The organism is Streptomyces amritsarensis (assembly GCF_001953875.1).
GTDB lineage: Bacteria > Actinomycetota > Actinomycetes > Streptomycetales > Streptomycetaceae > Streptomyces > Streptomyces amritsarensis.
On sequence record NZ_MQUR01000006.1, the window covers coordinates 24,480 to 43,124 of the forward strand.

Annotated in this window: 24 protein-coding genes; 10 read left to right on the forward strand and 14 right to left on the reverse strand. The window is 71.7% G+C overall.

Annotated elements, in window-relative coordinates:
• Positions 1-103: 103 nt before the first annotated feature.
• Positions 104-562, reverse strand: coding sequence for a hypothetical protein (locus AVW11_RS04255; RefSeq protein WP_240528125.1), 459 nt, complete (start codon positions 560-562; stop codon positions 104-106).
• Positions 563-942: 380 nt separating this feature from the next.
• Here AVW11_RS04255 and AVW11_RS04260 point away from each other — a divergent pair, with 380 nt between their 5' ends.
• From AVW11_RS04260 to AVW11_RS04270, 3 genes are all read left to right on the forward strand, one after another.
• Positions 943-1,389 (forward strand): hypothetical protein, encoded by a 447-nt coding sequence (locus AVW11_RS04260; protein WP_060179658.1) that lies wholly within the window; start codon positions 943-945, stop codon positions 1,387-1,389.
• A 31-nt stretch (positions 1,390-1,420) separates the two neighbouring features.
• On the forward strand, positions 1,421-1,870 hold the full coding sequence (locus tag AVW11_RS37340) for a peptidase M23 (protein ID WP_158076117.1): 450 nt from the start codon (positions 1,421-1,423) through the stop codon (positions 1,868-1,870).
• Between the two features lie 416 nt (positions 1,871-2,286).
• Complete coding sequence (locus tag AVW11_RS04270; RefSeq protein WP_076043289.1) at positions 2,287-3,048, forward strand: hypothetical protein; 762 nt, start codon at positions 2,287-2,289, stop codon at positions 3,046-3,048.
• 44 nt (positions 3,049-3,092) lie between these two features.
• On the opposite strand, the gene AVW11_RS04275 is transcribed toward AVW11_RS04270, so the two are convergent.
• On the reverse strand, positions 3,093-3,533 hold the full coding sequence (locus tag AVW11_RS04275; RefSeq protein ID WP_060179661.1) for an SRPBCC family protein: 441 nt from the start codon (positions 3,531-3,533) through the stop codon (positions 3,093-3,095).
• A complete protein-coding gene (locus tag AVW11_RS04280) occupies positions 3,530-3,772 on the reverse strand; it encodes a hypothetical protein (RefSeq protein ID WP_076043290.1) in 243 nt (80 codons plus the stop codon). Before AVW11_RS04280 ends, AVW11_RS04275 begins: the two co-directional genes overlap by 4 nt.
• Before the next feature lie 164 nt (positions 3,773-3,936).
• Between AVW11_RS04280 and AVW11_RS04285 the strand changes: the two genes are divergently transcribed.
• A complete protein-coding gene (locus tag AVW11_RS04285) occupies positions 3,937-4,914 on the forward strand; it encodes a GlxA family transcriptional regulator (RefSeq protein ID WP_060179662.1) in 978 nt (325 codons plus the stop codon).
• Positions 4,915-5,151: 237 nt separating this feature from the next.
• Positions 5,152-5,913, forward strand: coding sequence for an MBL fold metallo-hydrolase (locus AVW11_RS04290; protein ID WP_076043291.1), 762 nt, complete (start codon positions 5,152-5,154; stop codon positions 5,911-5,913).
• A 125-nt stretch (positions 5,914-6,038) separates the two neighbouring features.
• Here AVW11_RS04290 and AVW11_RS04295 read toward each other — a convergent pair whose 3' ends face one another.
• The 3 genes from AVW11_RS04295 to AVW11_RS04305 all read right to left on the reverse strand — a co-directional run bounded on the left by AVW11_RS04295 (position 6,039) and on the right by AVW11_RS04305 (position 9,952).
• Positions 6,039-7,199: an NAD(P)/FAD-dependent oxidoreductase gene (locus AVW11_RS04295; RefSeq protein ID WP_076043292.1), complete on the reverse strand. Its 1,161-nt coding sequence runs from the start codon at positions 7,197-7,199 to the stop codon at positions 6,039-6,041.
• 189 nt (positions 7,200-7,388) lie between these two features.
• Complete coding sequence (locus AVW11_RS04300) at positions 7,389-8,609, reverse strand: serpin family protein (protein ID WP_076043293.1); 1,221 nt, start codon at positions 8,607-8,609, stop codon at positions 7,389-7,391.
• Between the two features lie 23 nt (positions 8,610-8,632).
• Positions 8,633-9,952 (reverse strand): hypothetical protein, encoded by a 1,320-nt coding sequence (locus AVW11_RS04305; protein ID WP_076043294.1) that lies wholly within the window; start codon positions 9,950-9,952, stop codon positions 8,633-8,635.
• 347 nt (positions 9,953-10,299) lie between these two features.
• On the opposite strand from AVW11_RS04305, the gene AVW11_RS04310 reads away from it, so the two are divergent.
• Positions 10,300-11,502 carry a DUF418 domain-containing protein gene (locus tag AVW11_RS04310; protein WP_240528126.1) on the forward strand — a complete coding sequence of 401 codons (1,203 nt, stop codon included), beginning with the start codon at positions 10,300-10,302 and terminating at the stop codon, positions 11,500-11,502.
• A gap of 50 nt (positions 11,503-11,552) precedes the next feature.
• Complete coding sequence (locus AVW11_RS04315) at positions 11,553-11,804, forward strand: hypothetical protein (RefSeq protein WP_225884572.1); 252 nt, start codon at positions 11,553-11,555, stop codon at positions 11,802-11,804.
• A 68-nt stretch (positions 11,805-11,872) separates the two neighbouring features.
• On the opposite strand, the gene AVW11_RS04320 is transcribed toward AVW11_RS04315, so the two are convergent.
• Positions 11,873-12,700: an oxidoreductase gene (locus AVW11_RS04320; protein WP_076043297.1), complete on the reverse strand. Its 828-nt coding sequence runs from the start codon at positions 12,698-12,700 to the stop codon at positions 11,873-11,875.
• Positions 12,701-12,793: 93 nt separating this feature from the next.
• Here AVW11_RS04320 and AVW11_RS04325 point away from each other — a divergent pair, with 93 nt between their 5' ends.
• Entirely contained in the window at positions 12,794-13,225 is a 432-nt protein-coding gene (locus AVW11_RS04325) for a MerR family transcriptional regulator (RefSeq protein WP_030848280.1), read from the forward strand.
• Positions 13,222-13,557: a hypothetical protein gene (locus tag AVW11_RS04330; RefSeq protein WP_076043298.1), complete on the forward strand. Its 336-nt coding sequence runs from the start codon at positions 13,222-13,224 to the stop codon at positions 13,555-13,557. Before AVW11_RS04325 ends, AVW11_RS04330 begins: the two co-directional genes overlap by 4 nt.
• A gap of 138 nt (positions 13,558-13,695) precedes the next feature.
• Here AVW11_RS04330 and AVW11_RS04335 read toward each other — a convergent pair whose 3' ends face one another.
• Both AVW11_RS04335 and AVW11_RS04340 read right to left on the reverse strand, forming a co-directional pair.
• Positions 13,696-13,944, reverse strand: coding sequence for a hypothetical protein (locus AVW11_RS04335; protein ID WP_030848285.1), 249 nt, complete (start codon positions 13,942-13,944; stop codon positions 13,696-13,698).
• A gap of 43 nt (positions 13,945-13,987) precedes the next feature.
• On the reverse strand, positions 13,988-14,503 hold the full coding sequence (locus tag AVW11_RS04340) for a hypothetical protein (protein ID WP_030848288.1): 516 nt from the start codon (positions 14,501-14,503) through the stop codon (positions 13,988-13,990).
• Between the two features lie 335 nt (positions 14,504-14,838).
• On the opposite strand from AVW11_RS04340, the gene AVW11_RS04345 reads away from it, so the two are divergent.
• The gene (locus AVW11_RS04345) at positions 14,839-15,213 is read left to right on the forward strand and encodes a hypothetical protein (protein ID WP_030848292.1); all 375 of its coding nucleotides are present in this window, start codon (positions 14,839-14,841) and stop codon (positions 15,211-15,213) included.
• A 22-nt stretch (positions 15,214-15,235) separates the two neighbouring features.
• On the opposite strand, the gene AVW11_RS04350 is transcribed toward AVW11_RS04345, so the two are convergent.
• From AVW11_RS04350 to AVW11_RS04370, 5 genes are all read right to left on the reverse strand, one after another.
• Positions 15,236-15,622 carry a hypothetical protein gene (locus AVW11_RS04350; RefSeq protein ID WP_030848295.1) on the reverse strand — a complete coding sequence of 129 codons (387 nt, stop codon included), beginning with the start codon at positions 15,620-15,622 and terminating at the stop codon, positions 15,236-15,238.
• A gap of 327 nt (positions 15,623-15,949) precedes the next feature.
• The gene (locus AVW11_RS04355) at positions 15,950-16,867 is read right to left on the reverse strand and encodes a MurR/RpiR family transcriptional regulator (protein WP_030848299.1); all 918 of its coding nucleotides are present in this window, start codon (positions 16,865-16,867) and stop codon (positions 15,950-15,952) included.
• A gap of 63 nt (positions 16,868-16,930) precedes the next feature.
• The gene (locus tag AVW11_RS04360) at positions 16,931-17,638 is read right to left on the reverse strand and encodes an NADPH-dependent FMN reductase (RefSeq protein WP_078093524.1); all 708 of its coding nucleotides are present in this window, start codon (positions 17,636-17,638) and stop codon (positions 16,931-16,933) included.
• A 165-nt stretch (positions 17,639-17,803) separates the two neighbouring features.
• On the reverse strand, positions 17,804-18,145 hold the full coding sequence (locus AVW11_RS04365; RefSeq protein WP_030848306.1) for a TcmI family type II polyketide cyclase: 342 nt from the start codon (positions 18,143-18,145) through the stop codon (positions 17,804-17,806).
• Positions 18,146-18,165: 20 nt separating this feature from the next.
• Positions 18,166-18,645 (reverse strand): SRPBCC family protein, encoded by a 480-nt coding sequence (locus tag AVW11_RS04370; RefSeq protein ID WP_030848309.1) that lies wholly within the window; start codon positions 18,643-18,645, stop codon positions 18,166-18,168.

Sequence of the window (18,645 nt, forward strand, 5' to 3'; positions counted from 1 at the left end):
CGCCTCCCCGGCCACCCCCGGGTGGGCGGCGGCCACGCTCGTCCTGGCCCACGACCCGGCGGCTCAACACGCCCCACCAGGGAGCGGCGCGGACAGCCCGGGGTCAGCCGCCACCCGAAGCCGAGGCCGAACCACCCGACGTCCAGCCCAAGTTGCGCTGCGGCCGATCGCGCGTGCTGCGCTCGGTGCGCAGCATCACCACGACCCCAGCCAGGCCGAGCAGGGCCTTCAGCGAGTCGGCGAGCCGCCGCGGGTCGCCGTCGAACGGGAGCGTGAGCTGTTCCCGGGCGCCCCGCAGGGCGAGTTCCAGCGTGAGCGTGGAGACGGCCGGCTTGTAGTCCCCCTGGTACGGCTCCACCACCTTGTGCGTCAGCCGCACCTCGCGCAGGGTCTTGACGGGCAGCCAGTCATCCGGCCCGGCGCCCCGGACCAGCCGCAGAGACGTGGGCACCCCGGCCGACGCGAACTCCACCCGGAGGATGTCCCGGGCCCGGGAAGAGGCCACCGCCAGCCAGCCGATCAGGTACTCCAGCCCGGCGATCACCCCCACTACCACGAACACGGTCGACGCCCGCGCCCCGGCCAGCGCCATCCCAAAGGCGACGAGCAGGGTCAGCGCGCCCAGAGCGATCGGAGTGAACAGTGGCGAAACGGCCGTCGCCACCCGTGCCGGAGCCGGTGCAGAGCCGCTCGGGCAGTGGGACGTCGAACGGCCGCTCCGCCGACAGCGCCTGCGCCCGCCCGGCGATGACCACGCCCTCGGCCGGGGGCGGATCCCCGCGCAGGATGCGCACTTCCTCACCCTCGCGCATCGCCTTGCGGTGGGAACGCGGGCCGATTCAGCCGGCGCCCCGCTCATACGGGACGTGCCCGGTTCCCGTCAGGAGGTCGTAAGCGCGCGGCGCCCGCCGCTCGCGGCACACCTCGGAAGGGATTTGCACCATGACGCACACGTCACCGACAACGCGCCGACGCGGACGCTTCGGTACCGCCGGCCTGCGGTCGCTCGCGGGGCTGCTCCTGGCCCTCGCGTCGATCCTGATGGCGGGTGCGCAGCCGGCGGCCGCGCATCCGCCGAGCGGATCCGTGCACGTGTGGGCATCCGACGTGCGGGTACGCACCTGCCAGCGCGCCACCTGCTCCCTGGCGACCACGGAGCGGCTGACCAACGTCCGGGTCCAGGCGTACTGCCAGATGGACGGTGGGGAGGCCGGGCGGGTGAGGGACGGCGCCTACACCAACACGTACTGGGTGCAGATCATCACTCCGGGCCGGACGCTGGGCTGGATCTCCGCGGTGTACGCCAGCGGTGGTTCCAACAACTCCCCGGTCCCCGGCGCGCCGGTCTACGCGCCCGGTGACGCCACCGTGCACTGCGAGTTCATCTAGATCCGCTCCCCTGACGACAACCGAGGAACCCGTGAACACTCGACGTCTTCTCAAGGCAACGACCGCCGTGGCCGCCGTCGTGGCAGCTCTGACCCTGGGCTCGCCCGCGGCCGTCGCATCGCCCGCGGCCGCCCCCCAGGCCGATCTCCCGACGACGGCCGCCTCGCCCGCGTCGCCTGCGTCCGCGGCGGCGACCGCGGTCTACATATGGGCGACCAACGTGAACGTCCGCTACGACGGCGCCGACGCCGACTGCGTCCACCACCCCTCCCGCGCCTCGTGCGTGAAGATCGTCGCCACGGTGTCGCGGACGACGGCCGAGGGCATGTGCCAGCACCCCGGCGAGGAGATCGTCGACAGCGGGTACCGCAACCGCTGGTGGACACTGCTCAAGCTGCCGGGCGGCACGATCGGCTGGGTGAACAACATCTACATCCAGGGCGGCGAGAAGATCGCGGGAGTGCCCGACTGCGGCTGGTAGACAGCATGCCGGGGCCACGGGGCTCCAGGTGCCGGGGCCGCCCTCGGCGGCGCCCCCGGCACCGGTCGTGGACGGTACGTCAGAGCCCTGACGGGGGCCGGGCCCGTGCCATGGATCACCCTCTGGCCGTACCGGCGCGTGACCTGCGGGCGCCGCGTGGGGAGCCTCGGCGCGGGTCGCATCGCGTGGAGCCGGGGCGCGGGTCGCATCGCGGGGAGCCGGGGCGCGGCGCGCGTCCGTCCCGGGCTCCTACGGCGGCCGTCGGCGCAGGACGTGCGGGGCGGCGCCGGCCGCACCGCGCCCCGCGGCCGGCCACCGGAGCCTGTCGCGTGCGCTCCGTCCGGGCACGGCCGGGGGGCACCCAGCCGTGACGTAATGGCAGTTCAGAAGGTTTCGATCACCCGTACGATGCGGGCATGATCCTCGCTTCCATCGACCCCACCTCGCAGGCGTACGCCGCGGGCGAGGTCATCGGCTACATGCTCCCCGCCGCCACCGGCATCGGCGTGCTCTGGTGGCTGACCCGCTCCTGGCGCAAGGAGTCCGCCTCGCCCGTCAGCGACCCGGCACGGGCGGCGCGGGGGAAGAGGAAGCGGACCTGGTTCATCGCGGGCGTGAGCGTGTGCATCGCGGCCGCGGCGAGCGTGACCGCTTTCGCCGCGTACGATCCCGAGCCCCGGGCCGGCGAAACGCGCGCCGCGGACGGCACCGAGGAATACCCCGTCATCGTCCTCCCGGAGCTCTTCGACCGCTTCCGCCTGCTCAAGGGTGAAGACGCCGCCCGCGCCGAATCCGAGGCGCTGGCCGGGCGGAAACTCCCCCACAGTCTTCGGACCGGCTACTACGACCAGGACGCCGACGGCTCCTCCGACCTGCTCGTCCTGGTCAACAGCGCCGACTGGGACCCCAAGGTCGCCGAGTCGAAGGCGACCAAGTCCATCTCCCAGGAGTTCCGCAACTACTTCGCCGGCGCCAAGGCCCGCGACGTGACCCGCTTCGACGCCGGCCGGCACGGCGGGGGCCTCGCCTGCGGCCACGTGACCGGACCCGACGGCGACCAGACCATGTGCGCATGGAGTGACGCCGCCAACTTCGTCGGCGTACGCCACGTCCGGGAGACCGACCTCGCCACCGCCGCCCGCACCACTCTCGCCCTACGCGACGCCGCCACCGGTTGACAGGTGTCCGGGTCGGATGATCCCGGCCCGGACGTACCCGCCTGTCAACAGCGGTGTCGGGCCAGGTGACCGGCGATGAGCTGTGCCCAGGAGCGGATGAAGGACGGGTAGTCGGCGGCGAATGCATCCAGGGCCTCGGCGGCCGCCGGGGTGAGGGGCGTCATGTCGTAGGTGACCGTCACCTCGCTGCCGGCCCCGGTCTCGGCCAGGGCGACGGTGACCGTGCCGGCCCGGACGCCCGGGGTGATGCGGGCGTAGGAGACCGACCGCGGGAAGTCGCGGGAGGCGACGAGCCAGGTCGTCTCCTCTTCGTCCGTCGAGGTGAGCCAGACGGTTCCCGGGGCGGTGTCGTCCTGCGGTTCGACCGGGAAGACCGGGTCCCAGCCCGGCACCCAGTCGCGCTCCCCCCGGGCGGTGAAGAGCCGGAAGGCCTCTTCGGGCGGGAGCGGGACGGTGAGCGCGGCGCTCAGGACACGACGGTTCATCTCTCCTCCAGGGCGTGGGCGTCGGCGGCGGTCAACTCCAGCCCGTAGACGTCCTTGAGCTGCTCGATGTTGGCCAGGGTCTCCGCCGAGAAGGGGGCTTTGCCGTCGAAGGCGTGCAGGACGATCCCCTCGACGAGCTCGCCGAGAGGCATGTCGAGGTACTCGGCCAGCGCCTTGAGCACTTTCAGCAGATTCCGTTCGATCCGCAGCCCGGTCTGAGTCCGCTCAATCGTTACCATGTTACCAAGGTAACTCGGTCGGTCCGGGTTGTCGAACCACCGCGCGGGGGCGACTCCGCGTGCCGGGGCGGCGGGCGCCCGGGAGCGCGTGTCCGGGAGCGCGTGTCCGGATTTGACAGAACACGGTCATTGCGGACCTCGTTGCGGGGCGAAATGATCGGCACATGCAGTCACCGCACAGGGTCGTGATCGCCGCCTTCCCGGGCGTCGAGCTCCTCAACGTCACCGGACCGGCCGAGGTGTTCTCGGTCGCCACCCGGGTCGCCGGCAGCGGCCGGTCCGGTTACACCGTCCGCATCGCGACCGCCGGAGGGGAACCGGTGGCCACCGCCGGCGGGATCCGGCTGATGGCCGACATGACGCTGGAGGAGGTGCACGGCGCCGTGGACACCCTGCTGGTCTCCGGGGCGGTCCGCGTGGACGGGCACGAGGTGCAGCCGGTCGTCGACGGCGCGATCGTCGCATGGCTGCGCGAGGCGGCACGCGGTCCCCACCGGGTGGCCTCCGTCTGCGCGGGGGCGCACCTGCTGGCAGCGGCGGGCCTGCTCGACGGGCTGTCCGCCACCACCCACTGGCGGACAGCCGCACGGCTGGCCTGCGACCACCCGCAGGTCACCGTCGATCCGGACCCGATCTTCATCCGGCAAGGCCGCCTGTGGACCTGCGCGGGCATCGCCTCGGGGATGGACATGGCGCTGGCCATGGTCACCGAGGACCACGGCCCCGGGCTCGCCCTGGCCACCGCCCGCACCATGGTCATGTACGTCAAACGCGCGGGCGGACAGAGCCAGTTCAGCGTCCCGCTCACCGTGCCGGCCGACCCGGGTGACCGGATCGACGAGCTGCGCGTGTGGATCGGCGAACACCTCACCGAGGACCTGTCCGCCGAGGCCCTCGCCGCGCGGCTGCACCTGAGCGTGCGCCACTTCTCCCGGCTGTTCTCGCGGCGCACCGCCACCACCCCGGCCGCCTACGTCGAATCCGTGCGGCTGGAGGCCGCCCGCCGCCTGCTCCAGGACAGCAATCACGGCCTGCCCGAGGTCGCGGCTCTCAGCGGCCTCGGCTCCGTGGAGAGCCTGCACCGCTCCTTCCGGCGCCGTCTCGGTACCACCCCCGCCGAATACCGGCGCCGCTTCAGCTAAGCGCTGTCCCGTAATCCCCGGTGGATCGGCGCACGGCGTCAGATGCGGTGCATCGCAAGGCGGAGGGGCGTCCTCGTACTGGGCGTATTCGGGTGTTCCGACAACGCAGCGAGGTGCCGTAGCTGTCGTCGTGCGCCCGCCGGGGATTAGGGGACGGCCCTTAGGCCGTGTGTCAGCCCGCTCGACCGTCCGCGAACGACCGTGCGACGGAATTCCGTCATGCCCGAGGAGAGAACAGTGTCCCGAACCAAGGTCGTCCCGATCCCCGTGATGGGCCGGCACAACATCAACGCGTATCTGCTGCTGGGCCGCCGGCCCGTCATCGTCGACGCGGGCACACCGGGCAGCGGCCGGAGGATCGCCGCCCAGGTCGCCGCGCACGGTGTGGACCCTTCCGACGTCTCGTTGATCGTCGTCACGCACGGCCACATCGACCACTTCGGCTCCGCCGCCGAACTGCACCGCCTGACGGGGGCACCGGTGGCGGGGCACGCCGCCGACCTCGGCCCGTTCCGCACGGGCCGCGCCCGCGAGCCCTACCTGCCCACGGGGCGGATGGGCCGTGTCATGGCCCGGAACAAGAACCTGCACCTCCGCGTCGAACCCTTCGAACCCGGCGTGCTCATCACCCGGGAGACGGACTTGGACGACTTCGGGGTCGCGGCACGCATCATGCCCACCCCCGGGCACACCCCCGGATCGGTCTCCGTCCTCACCGGTCAAGGAGACCTCGTGGCCGGCGACCTGATCGCCAACTCCTTCTTCGGTCTCATACCCGGTCGGCCGGCCAACCCTCCCTTCCACGACGACCCGCTGCTCAACCTCGCCAGCCTGCGCCGGATGCTCGCCCTGAACCCCACCCGACTCCACGTCGGACACGGCACCCCCCTCGAACCCGACCGCGTCCGCCGCTGGGCCGCCCGGGAACACCGGCGGCTTACCCGCCTCGCAGCAGCCGGCCGGCTCCGCGCCCGGACGGACGAGGCCGACACGCCCTGACGAGCCGCGGACCGGGGCCGGAGCGGGGGTCGGGAGCGGGCGTCGGGAGCGGGGGCAGGGGTCGCCGCAAGGCCGAAGGCGCGGGCGGCTCTCCCGGCAGTCCGAGCGCCGTCAGCGGTGAGCGGTCAGCTCGCAGCCCCAGCCGCAGCCCCAGCCCCAGCCGGGCGCAGCGGCTTGGCCCACCGGTAGGTGCCGGGGCGCCGGCGTTCCGCGTGCAGGGATGCGATCGTGTATCGGTTGATCCACTCGTTGATCCGGGCCGCCGGCCGCCCGGTGATCACCAGGCGGTGGGCCGAGTCGTCGGTGCGTACCGGTTGAATGACGCCGTCGTGGCGACCGAGACTGAGGGACTGTGCCAGGTAACGGAACCTGAGCGGCTTGGGCTCGCGCCCGTGGGCGAGTGCGTCGATGGCCTCGGCGGCATGCGCTCCGGTGGGCATCGCCGTCGCGCATGCCATGCGGAGTTCGCCCGTGCCGGGCACGGTGACGCGTGCCGCGTCGCCGACGACGAACACGTCGGGGTGGGAGAGCGAGCGCATGGCGGTGTCGACCAGGGCCCGACCGCGCTCGTCCACGCGGAGCCCGGCTTCGGCGGCCAGCGAGGGAACGGCGAAAGCGGCGGCCCAGACGACCACGTCCCCGGTCAGCTCACCGCGATCGGTGGACAGGCCGCTGCTGTGGACGGCTTGGACCCGGGTGTGTGAGTGAAGGCGGACACCCAGGCGTTCCAGGGCGGTGCGCACATGGGTCCGGCCGGCTGTCGAAAGCCCGTTGCCGGGCTCGCTGCCGGTGACCAGGCGTACCTGCCACGGGCCGGCCGACTCGGCCAGTTCTGCGGCCAGTTCGATGCCGGTCGCTCCGCCGCCGACGACGGTGACGGTGCCGGATCCACGAGACAGTCGATCACTGAGCTCGCGAGCCTGCTCCAGTGTGTAGGCGTGCTCGCCGATGCCGGGAACGCCGGTGGTGTCGGTGCTGCTGCCGAGGGCGTAGACGAGCCGGTCGTAGGTCAGCGTCGTTCCGCTGTCCAGAAGGACCGTGCGGGCATCGGGATCGATGGACGTGGCCGTGGCCTTGACCGTGTCGATCTCCCTGCCGGCGACAAGGTCGCGCAGGGCGACGGGGGCGCCGACGCGGCCGGCAGCCAGTTCGTGCAGCCGGATCCGCTCGGTGAAGCATTCCTTGGGGTCGACGAGAGTCACCCGGTGGCGTCGGCTGACGCGGAGGGCCGCGGTCACTCCGGCATACCCGGCGCCCACCACCACGACGTGCTGCTTCTGTCCCATGTCGATGCTCCCGTTCCACTCTCACGCGGCCCTGTGTGCCCTTTCGGTAGGGGGACCAGCCGGCGGGCCCGGTTCGTGACAACCTCCCCCCGCCGTGTCGTGTGAAGTGGATCTCATGCCGGCTCGCGGCAGGCCCGACGTGACGCCGGCGGCCCGTCAGTCGACGTGGGACGGCCGGCGTTCGTCTCCTCACCACTCGTCCTCCCAGTCGTGCCCGGGGAACGGCAACGGATCTGTGACCCAGCCCGCCGTCAGCACGAGTCGTGTGTGGCGATGCAGAGCGAGGAAGCCGAAGGGGCGGTCGAAGGCGGCGCTGATCCTGGTGGTCATGTAGCGGAGGTCGGATATGCCCGCGCCGACCTCACCGAACGCCGTCACCGCGGCGGCCTCGAAGCCCAACGCGCCGAACTTCGCCATGGTGTTCTGCTCGGCCGATCCGATGGCCAGCGGGAAGTCGCTGATGCCCGGGAAGTGGCCGCGCGAGGTGTCCCGCGCGGTCGTGAGCCCGAACAACCGGTGCAGCCTGAGCAGATCGTGGCTCGCGTGCACGTCGTACGCCGCGGTCGTCACCTCCAGCGACGGCGGCTCGGGCCGCGTGCGGCGCACCTTCTCCACCTGCAGGCCGGGGCCCGGGTTCCCGAAGGGCAGCCGCGGCCCCGGCAGCACCGCACACCTGCCGGCGAGAAGGTCGACCCCGGCCCCCAGCACCTGCCCCGGCCTCATGCCCTCCTCGCCGAGCAGCAGGTGTACATCCAGGGCGTTGGTCCCCAGCACCTTCAGCTCGGTGACGTGACCGCCGGGTGTCTCGGCCACCCCCACCCGGTCCAGCACGGCGCTTTCGCGCGACAGTCCCAGCCGCGGCCCGGTCGCCCAGGGCGCGTACTCCGTCTCCAATTCCACCTCGTGGAAGGGGCTCAGCCAGCGCGTGCGCATGCTCAGCGCACTCGCCAGCACCATCTGCGTATCCTCGGTCAGCGTGAGCGGCATACGGTCGATCAGCCCGCCGGTCCGCTTCATCGTCCAGGCGTCCAACGCCCGGTGGTCGGCCACAGGATCCCCCGTGAGCACCCCGTGGACGTCGGGCGGCAGGGCCGCTTCCCACTCCTGCCCCAGCTCCAGCGTGCGCTTCGTCCACAGTCCCAGACCCGTTCGCAGTCCCCGCATGGCGTCCATCGCGGCGAGCAGCTCATGTGCGGCGTGCGCCGCTCGTCCGGCGGGAAGGCCGAGCGCCTCCGCCAGGTCGGCCCGAGCCGTGCCCTCGGCGCCATCGGCCAGGTAGGCGAGCAGCGGCCACACCCCCGCCGCCGAGAACACCGCGGCGCCGGCGCCGTCCTCCCCGGCATCCGAGGCGGCCGCCCACCGCGCGGTCAACCCGTTCACCGCGCGGACCGTCGTCGTCGAGACTCCCATTCCACCCCCATCGTCAGCGCACCTCAGATCCGGTGCAGCGGCCCGTCGTGCGTCCAGTGCCAGTTGACCGGGCTCCACTGCTTTTTCAGGGCCGTACGCCGTCGACCGTACTCCCGCAGTGCTTCCTCGACCGTGGCGGCGAGGGCGGTCAGGTCGTCGGGGGCGGGGACGCGCAGGATCAGGTGCTGCTTGGTGTGGGCCAGCAGAAGGTCGCCGTTGGGGGCGCAGGATCCGAGGGTGAAGTGGGTCAGCGGCTTGAACGCCTTGGTGGCGGTGTCCAGCTTGGCGCGGAGCACTCCTGCCTTGTTCCAGGCGTAGAGGCCGTAGCGGTTGAGGTGGAAGGCGTGGCCCCTGTGCGGGTCGGCGGCGACGTTGCGGCAGAGGCCGGTGAAGGGCGAGTCGTGCCACTCGTGGAGGCCGTGGAGCCGTCCGGTCATCTCGCCCCGGTCGTCGACGAGGGCGAAGACGAAGGGCTGGCCGCGGCTGCCGCCCCGGAACGTCCTGGCGTAGAAGGGGACGACGAAGAGGTTCTCGGAGAGCGGGACCGGGCGGCCGAGACGGGACCGGTCCCAGCCGGAGAGGCTGTCCTCGGCGGCGACGAGCTCGGTCAGTGCCGGGCGGGGACGGTTCGCCAGGCCGACGGGGGCATCCCGGTACGTGGCGTGCGGGCGGAGGTCGACGGCGCTCTGGTGGGCCGGTTCGGGGTCGAGCGAGGCGAGCGTGCGGATGGCCGGCTTGGAGTCGGCGGTCAAGGCTCCGTCGGCGATGCCCACCAGGTTGGTGATGACGCTGCCGTACCTCCACACGCCGTACTCGGCGAGGGTGCACAGCAGTCGGCCGGCGGGGGTGACGGTGATGGAGCCGGCGAAGGGGTTGCCTTCGCCGGGCGTGAACTCCCGGTAGGGGCGATCGTCCTTCGAGTCGTAGACGGCCAGGACCCGGCTCAGGTCCGGTGCGACGAGGGTGGTCCGGTCGGGTGTGCCGGTGACGGCGAGAACGCCGTCGGGCAGGACGCACAGGCTGAGGTCGCCGCCGTCGGCGACCTCCGAGCCTCCCTCTCGCGCGCCGCCCGTACGGAACTGTGCGCTCGCCAGGATCTCGCCCGCCGCGGAGTAGCGGGTGATGAGCCGGTACCCGAAGTTCGCGATCTGCGGGTCCTGTTCATCGCGGGCGACCCCGTAGGTGTGGCGGGAGACGCCGTACAAGGCGTACACCTCTCCGTTCGGTGCGCCGACGACGTCGAAGAGGTGCACGCCCCAGCCCTTGGAGTAGAGCGCGGTCAGGTCGAGGCGGTGGTGGTCCACCAGCGTGCCCGGCAGGGCCAGGGGAAGGGTCTGGATCATGCACCCCATCCTGCGCCACGTCGCTGACAGTCGGCCCGGGGCACCGACCCGCCGCCGCCCCGCCGGTCCCGACACCGTCCTCGGCCCGGCCTTCCTCGGCCCCGGGCCCGGGCCGGCGACTCGGTCGACCCGGCTTGATCCAAGCGGCCGCGACCTCCCGCCGACGGCTGTTTCGGCGCCCGGGCCGGCCGTGGCGCTCACCGTCCGCCGTATCGGCCTCTCAAGTGGGCTAACGTCGCACGACAAGGCCCGAGCACGGCTCGCTCGACCGAGTCGGCCGCCTGTACGGCATGGGCCGGCAACCTGACACCGACCACCACCTGGGGGGAGCAGTGCCTTCAGCGGCAGTGCGCACGCGACAAGACCGACCGGCGCGAATACCGGAGGTCGACGCCCTGCGCGGCTTCGCGCTCATGGGCATCCTCCTGGTCAACGCGCTGATGATGGCCGGTCCGTACGGCCTGGGAACCATCCCGGATCCGGGTGCCTCCGCGTTCGACCGGGGCGTCGAGGGCGTCGTCCAGACCCTGGCGGTCGGCAAGTTCTACCTGATGTTCTCGTTCCTCTTCGGTTACAGCTTCACCCTGCAGCTGACCTCCGCGGAGCGCGCCGGCACGAGCGCCGTGCCCCGCCTGCTGCGCCGCTCGCTCGGCCTGCTCGTCCTGGGAGTCCTGCACGCCGTACTCCTGTACACCGGCGACATCCTGATGACGTACGCGGTGCTCGGCCTGGTCCTCATCGCCGTACGCAACTGCACGCCCGGCGCGGCCCTGCGCGCCGCCCGGATCCTGTACGGAGGCCTCGGCGCCGCCCTGCTCCTTGTGGGCTCGGCGACCCTGCTCATGTCGGACGCCGAGACAGCCGAAGCGGACGCCGAACTCGCGGAAGACCTGCCCGTACTGGTCGCCCGCTACCGCGGTGACGCCTCGTCCGTCGTGCGGGCCAACATCAGCCTGCTGCCCGACCAGTTCCTCGCCGCGCTGCTGATGAGCGGCTTCGTCCTGGCGGCCTTCCTGGTCGGGCTGCACTGCGGCAAGCTGCGTCTGCTCGCCGACACGGGAAACCACCGCGCACGGATGCGCCGCATCCTCGTGATCGGTGCCGCCGTGGGCCTGCCCGGCAGCCTATTCATGGCCCTGGCCCTCAGCGGCCCGCTCGGTCCCCGATGGGCACTCTTCGCGACGATGGTGGGCATGGTCACGGCCCCCGCCCTGACCGCCGCATACGTCTGCGGGATGCTGCTGCTCATGAATACCTCCCGCGGCGCGCGCATCGCAGCGCTCTTCGCCCCCGCCGGCCGAATGGCCCTGACGAACTACCTGAGCCAGTCCCTGGTCATGGCCCTCGTCTTCACCGCCTACGGCCTGGCCCTGTACGACCGCCTCAGCCCCGCCGTCGTCGTACTGGGCGCACTCGTGCTGTACGCCATCCAACTCGCCCTGAGTTCGCGCCTGATGGCACGACACCGCTACGGTCCCGTGGAATGGCTGCTGCGCACGGTCACCCTCGCACGGCTCCCGAAGGACCGTGACCGGTCGGCCGCCATATGAACGTCTTATCCGCTCTGGCGTCGGCCGCTTTCGGCTCCACCGTGTACCTCGTGACCTACTCGACCGCACGATGGCTCGCTCAGCTGCCCCGTCGAGTCGAGGTCGCGGGCTGGGTGGTCACCGGCATGGTCCTGTGCGCGCTCACCGGGACCGTCGCGGTCGCGAGCCGGAGCGTCGTGGTCGGGTTCGTCGTCGGCGCCGGCCTGACACCGTCCGTTCACCGGTGGATCCTGCAACGCCGCAGGTATACCGCCGGCTGTGCGGACGGGCCCCTCGCCCCACCTTCCGGTAAGCGGTCGTAAAAGAGTGCGTACGGGGCGCGGACGGGTACCGCGGCGCTCCTCCCCCGCACGCGCCGAGCGGCCGGGCGTCAGAGGGCGGTGGAGAGCGCCACGTGGCGCCACTGGTCGAGTTCACGCCGTACCAGCTCCAGCTTCGCCTCGACGCGCTCGACCGCGTCGGCGCCCAACTGCAGGCGCAGCGGCGGCCGTTCGACCTCGGTGACATCGACGACGGCTTTGGCCGCCTTCTTCGGGTCGCCCGGCTGGATGCCGTCGTTCCGGGCCAGTGCCTCGCGCACCGGGCCCGCGCCGACGGCGTAGTCGGCGATGGCGGCCGGTTCGACCCGGATGCTGGAGCGGCCCAGGAAGTCGGTGCGGAAACCGCCGGGTTCGATGATCGTGACGTGGACACCGAGCGGTGCCAGTTCGCCGTGCAGTGCTTCGGAGATGCCCTCGACGGCGAATTTCGAGGCGCCGTAGAGGCCGACCGCCGCAGCGGTGGCGAAACCGCCCACGGAACCGATGTTCACGACGTGTCCGGATCGCTGGGAACGCAGGGTCGGCAGGGTCGCCCGCAACGTGTGGAGCAGGCCGAAGACGTTGACGTCGAACAGGTCGCGGGCGGCTTCGTCGGAGGTCTCCTCGATCGCGCCGACGAGTCCGTAGCCGGCGTTGTTGACGACGACGTCGATCCGGCCGAACTCCGCGAGGCCGGCCTGCACAGCGGCCGTCAACTGCTCCGGTTCGGTCACGTCCGCGTTCACCGCGAGCAGTCCGTCCGGCTTCTCCGGGTACGCCTTGAGCACGGCCGACGCGTCCCTCGCCGTGGCGATCACGCTGTGCCCCCGCTCCAGAGCCTCACGGGTGATCTCCGCGCCGAGGCCGCGCGATGCACCGGTGACAAACCAAACGCCCATGTTCTTCTCCACTCCGATCGCCGATTGGCCGGGGGCTTCACGCTAGAAGCTAGAGTCCGGTCTAGATCAAGAGGTGCGTGAGGGGAGTTGCTCGTGGACCTGACCATCGGCGAAGTGGCGAAACGCAGTGGGTTGAGCGTTCACGCACTGCGGTTCTACGAACGGGAGGGCCTCTTCGCCAATCCTGTGCGCCGGCTGTCCAACGGCCGCCGGATCTACCACCAGGAGGACCTGGAGTGGCTGGCGATCTGCACCAAGCTGCGTTCGTCCGGCATGTCACTGGCGATGATCCGGCAGTACATCGAACTGGTCCGGCAGGGCCCGGGCAACGAACACGAGCGGCTGGAGTTGCTGCGCCGGCACGAAGGCCACGTGGAGGCGCGGATCCGTGAACTGCAGGGTGCCTTGGACGTGATGCGCCACAAGGTGCGCGTCTACGAGGATCACGTCGTCCGCGGTGAGGCCGACCGGCTGTGGAATCCGTCCCGCCCGGATGCGGCGGCCGGGGAAGGAGCGGTGCGATGAGGAGACGACGCCTCAGGCTCGGCCTGTACGCGGACGAGGAGGGGCTGGCCTGGGTCGAGGGCCTGATCGAGGCCGCAGTCGGTTCCCGCAGCGCCCGGATCGTCGGCGGGACCGTCGCCCGCACGGACGACGACGGGCTGGATTTCCTGGCGGAGCAGTGGAGCGTGGAACATCCCGGCGGGAGCGGCGGAGCCCGGCAGCCGGTGGAGCTGGACGTCCACCTGGTGTGTTCCCTGCGGACCTGGCGGGCGATCCGCAAGGCCGTACTGGCCGCCCTGTGTCCGGAGGGATCGGCTCCGCACACCTGCCGGGTTCCCTGGACGGTGGGCTGAAGCACGGCCGCCGGCCTGCCGTGAGGACGAGGTGCCAGGCCGCTTCGACCTGCTGGGTCAGGTTGCGCGCAGGGGGGCGCGGCCGGTGCGCAGGGGTCCTCGGCGGTCGAGCCCCACGAGGCGGCTGTCGGGGGAGGCTCAGGGGAGGTCTTCGGTCGGCGGGTCGGCCTCGTAGACGTGGGGGGTGTCCGACTCCCACTCCACCAGTTCGGTGCCGCCGAGGACGACGTCGTCGGGGTCCGGCATGCCCGCCCGCCGCAGGAACTCGATGAGGTCCTCGTCCGAGCGGGCCAGCCCGAGGGGCTCCTCCCGGTTGGCGGTCCGCAGGGTGACCTGTCGGCCTCCCGACGGGAAGATCCGGTGTACGACGACGGGCGCGTGATGCATACCCCCAGCCTCGCCGGGCCGGGCCGGTCCGGCATCCCGGGAGTCAGCGCGTTCGGCCGACGGAGGCGGCGGCGTCGGCGGCCGACGCGCGGATGCGGAACGTGGCGGGGTCGGGGTAGGTCGCCTTCTCGGCCCGGACGACCTCCTCTATCTCCGCCTTGAAGGCGGGCTCGAAGAAGTCGACGCCGAGCAGCAGGCGCAGCCCCCGCAGCGTCGGGTCCAGCAGCGGGCGCGCCATCCGGGCGCCGCCGCCGCTGATGCCGGTGAAACCGGCCCGGGCGACCGCCGGCCGGGCGGCGACACGGTCCTCGATGCCCGCTGTCGCGTAGCCGAGGATCAGTGCGAGTTCGGCGAGGAACTTCCGAGTGCCCATCGCCATCTCCTCGGCGCCCTGGAGCGTCTGCACGGAGCCTCCCGCCACCTTGAAGTCGTCGCTGGTGCGCTTCAGGCCGCGCGACTCGTACGTCGCGAGCGCCTCCTCGAAGAGCCGCCCCGCCTCGTCGACCGCCTGCATCGCCGTCACCAGCTGGTCGATGTCGATGTCGATGTCGCGCTTCACGCTGCCTCCTGGTCCAGAACTGTGCTGCACAGACCGTAGGAGGCAAAGTCCCGCGGCGGAACACCTCTGCGCGGTCGGATCTCGCGGACAGCGGTCCGGTACGGGAGGAACACCTGTCGACGCAGGTGGCGGGTGTCCGCTGCGAAGCGGTGCAGGCGAGCCGGGTGAGGCGGGCGGGGCGGCGGAACCTCAGGCGCGACCGCCACCGCCCACCGCCCAGCCCACTGCCCGCTGCCCGCCGATCGCCGCCCGCCGAACGGGGGCGATGCGCCCTGCGGCCGCCGCCCGGACCGAAAAGCCCCACGGGCGGGCCCGGGGCGGGGATACTCGGACGCGTGGAACTGCACATCGATCACCGCTGGCTGCTGGAGCGGCAGGAGGCGCTGTTCAAGGACGTGGAGGTGGCCGACCACTCCGCCCTGGTCGCCGCCGTGGCCCGGCACCGGGTCAACACGCCCAGCCTGGAAGTGGACGACCCCGATGCCTTCTGGCGTGCGGCCGCCCTGCTCGATGCGATCGTGCTGCTCCGGCCGCTGCCCGCCTCGAACGAGTACTTCGCCTACGGGGTGGCCGTCGCCTACATCGAGGCCTCCGGGAAGGCGGTGGAGGCCTCCTACGAGCAGTGGCGCGACCTCATCACCGATATCCGCATGCTGCGGGTCGGTGTCTTCGACGTCGCCGCCCGGCTGCGCTCGTGGCAGCCGTCCTGAGGGCTGCCCCGCCAGGCCGCCGTCAGCGCCGGCGCTGGGCGGGGGTGCCCACCAGGAGCGCGTCCGAGACCAGCCGCGCACCGCGGGCGAGGCGTCCCAGCTGCTCGAGCTCCAGGGCGTACATCCTGATCGAGTTCTCGATGACCGACTCGGCGATGCCCATCGTGGGCAGCTCGGCGCGGCTGGTCTGCAGGGCCGCCCGCACCGCACGCATCTCGTGCTGGAGCTGGAGCTGGACGTGCCGGGCGAGGAGCGCGTGGTGGCGGGTCAGCGTCAGGTAGCCGCCGTAGCGAGCCGGGAGGAGGTCCCGCAGCCAGCGCGTGGCCGTGCGCTCCCAGTCGTGCGTGCCGGGCGCCTTGACCTGCAGGGGCCAGTCCGGGCTGAGCGTAAACGTGGCCGTCTGGGGCATTCTCGTCACTTCCGAGTGGTGTCGAAGCTCTGATCGAGACGTTCTGAGGGGCGGCCTCGGCCCAGGGGTTGACCGAGGCCGCCATGGGCGCTCTGCGGGATCCGAAAGCCTGGACTCGACCCGCGGTCGCGACGTGAGGAGGAGGTTCGTCGTACCGCGGCGCGTTCGAGAGGACGTGGGGTCGTCCTCCTTGGCATCTGGTGGATCAGGAGCGCCGTCGTCAGTAAACATATATACCGTCGAGTAAGCAAGCGTATGAAAAATTTCATGCACCTCGAAGGCTGAATATCGCCTGGTGGAGTCGGCGTGGAGGTGCTTGAAGAAGGCCTACAGGAAGAAGCCGTGCTGGTCGGCCACGTGCTCGTAGTCCTCGAGCCGGGCCTGCGTCCGCTCGGGATCCGCGTCCGCCATCGCCTGCAGCAGGGCCGCCGAAAGCATCCCGGGCGCCGCGTAGGAGTCGAACACCAGGCGGGAACCGGTCGCCGCCGTCAGGGCCACGTCGGCCTCGTCCACCAGGGGTCCGAGGGTGGGATCCGTGATCAGGACCACGCGCAGCCCCGTACTGCGGGCAGCCCGGACGGCCAGCAGGGTCTCCTTGGCGTGCCGCGGCATCGCGAACGCCAGGACCCAGGTCCCGCCGGCCGCCCTGGACTGCAGCAGCGCGTCGAAGGCGACGCTGCCGCCGCGCGTCACGAGGCGTACGTCGGGGTGGATGCGCCGGGCGGCATACGCGAAGTACTCGGCGAGGGAGACCGAGATGCGCAGTCCGAGGATGGTCAGCGGCACCGACGCGGCCAGCTCGCGGCCGATGTCCAGCACCTGGTTGGTGTCGGCGAGCAGCCGGCGTACGTTCTCCAGGTTCTCGATCTCCGCGTCGACGGCAGCCTGGAGTTCGTTGCGGCGGATCTGCTCGCGGGTGTCGGGGGCGCCGGCCACCGCGCTCAGGGCGATCGGCTGGAGCACGTCGCGCAGGGCCGGGTAGCCGCTGAAGCCGAGGGAGGCCGCGAACCGGGTCACGGAGGGCTGGCTGACGCCCACCCGTTCGGCGAGCTCGGTGATCGACAGGAACGCTGCCTCGGTGAGGTGGTCGATCAGGTACTGGGCGATGCGCCGCTGGCCCGGGGACAGGCGGCGGCCGTCGAAGAGCGCGAGGAGCCGGTCGGCCGGAGGACGGACCTCAGTGGCCGGCTGACCGCTCGGCGTGATCGCAGCCGCTTGTGCGCGTGCCTGCTGCCCCGATGACACCGGAGGGCCTCCTTCTCACGTCACTCGCGCCAAACATAGCTCACCCCCAGTGGCCGATGATGATCAGTCCTGGGCGCGGGAGGTCACCGGGGCGTCGGTGCGGTCGCCCAGGAACTCGTACCAGCGGCGCTGGAGGCAGAGGTAGCGGGTGTCGGCCTCGACGAGGTCGAGGAAGGAGCCGATCGTCTCGCCGAGCCGCTTGCCGAGGTCCGGGTCGGTCAGGGTGCCGTCCTCGGTGAAGGCGTGGTGGGCGCCCGCCAGGCTGAACATGTCGGGGTAGACGCGGGCGCCGAGGTGTTCGAGGGGGACGCGCAGGGCCCACAGGCCGCGGTTGCCGCCGACCATCGAGGGCGAGGCGGAGACCAGCAGGGTCTGCTTGTCCTTGAAGGGCTGCGGGCGGTAGCGGGAGACCCAGTCGACGGCGTTCTTCAGGACGCCCGGCACGGAGGCGTTGTACTCGGGCGAGGCGATGATCAGCGCCTGCGCGGCCTCGATCCGCTCGCACAGGGCCAGGGCGCCCTCCGGCAGTCCCTCGCCCGCCTCGGCGTCGCCGTCGTACGGCGGCATGGGGAAGTCGCGGAGGGTGGCGGGTTCCGCCACGGCCCCCGCCTCGCGCACCATCGCGGCGACGAGGGCCGCGAGCCGGACGTTGACCGAGCCGGTACGGGAGGACCCGGACAGGACGAGCGTGCGCAGCGAGGTCCGCGGGTGCTCGCCGTCGTGCGGGCGGCCCGGGTCCCTCGGGAAGTGGTCGGTGTCTGTCGGGTTCATGCCGTCTCCTGCTTCTCGCTCTGTGCTGCTGTGCCCTTTGCCGATCTGCTGCCCTGCTGCCCTGCTGCCCCGCCCGCTGCGCTGTCCTCTCCCGTCGCCGGGGGACGGTCCATACGCGGCGGGACCCGCACACGCCGGTGTGCGGGTCCCGTCCGGGCCGCCGGGTCACTTCGCGCGGGGGTTCTCCCAGCGGTAGAACTCGTGGGCCATCGCGTCCTTCGGGCTGCGCCAGGTCTCCGGGTCGTGCGGGCTGACGTACGCCGTGAGCCGTTCGCTGAGGCTGCGGAACTCCGGGTGGTCGGTGACCTTGGCGATGGCCGGTCCGGGTGGCCGGTCCGCCTCGATGAAGTGCAGGTAGACGTCGCCGAACTGGAAGAGGCTCCGGCGTGTGACCCCGACCAGGTGCGGCAGTTCACCCGCGTCCGAGTCCGCGAAGAGCTCGGCGATGTCGGGGCCCGATCCCGGCGCCATGCGGGCGACGATCAGAGCGCGGTGCGTGTCGTTCATCCGACTGCTTGCCTTTCGTCTCAGAGGCGGCTGGCGGCCGGGGCCCGGCCCTCGCGTTCGCGCTGCTCGATCTTGTCGCGGATGAGCGCCATCTGGATCGGGGAGTTGCGGTTGATGTTGTCGGTCATCCAGGCGTCGTCCACGGGCGCGTCCGGCTTCATCGCGAAGTCCTGGGTCCACTTCATCCGGGTGCCGCCGGGCACCTTGAAGTACTGCCAGTGGATGTCCATGTGGGCGAAGGGGCCCGTCTCCACCCGTCGGGCGCGGACCGTGAGGCCCTGGCGGTCGACGGTCCGCTCCGAGACCCAGCTCCACACCTTGCCGTTCTCGTCGGGGTGCATGGTCAGGCGGAAGGTGGTCGTGTCGCCCTTCTGCTCGAGGATTTCGAGCGAGGCGTACTCGCTGAACAGCTCGGGCCAGCTGGGGAGGTCGTTGGTCATCTCCCAGACGAGCTCCACGGGCGCGTTGACGGTGATCTCGTTCTCGGTGTGTCCTGGCAT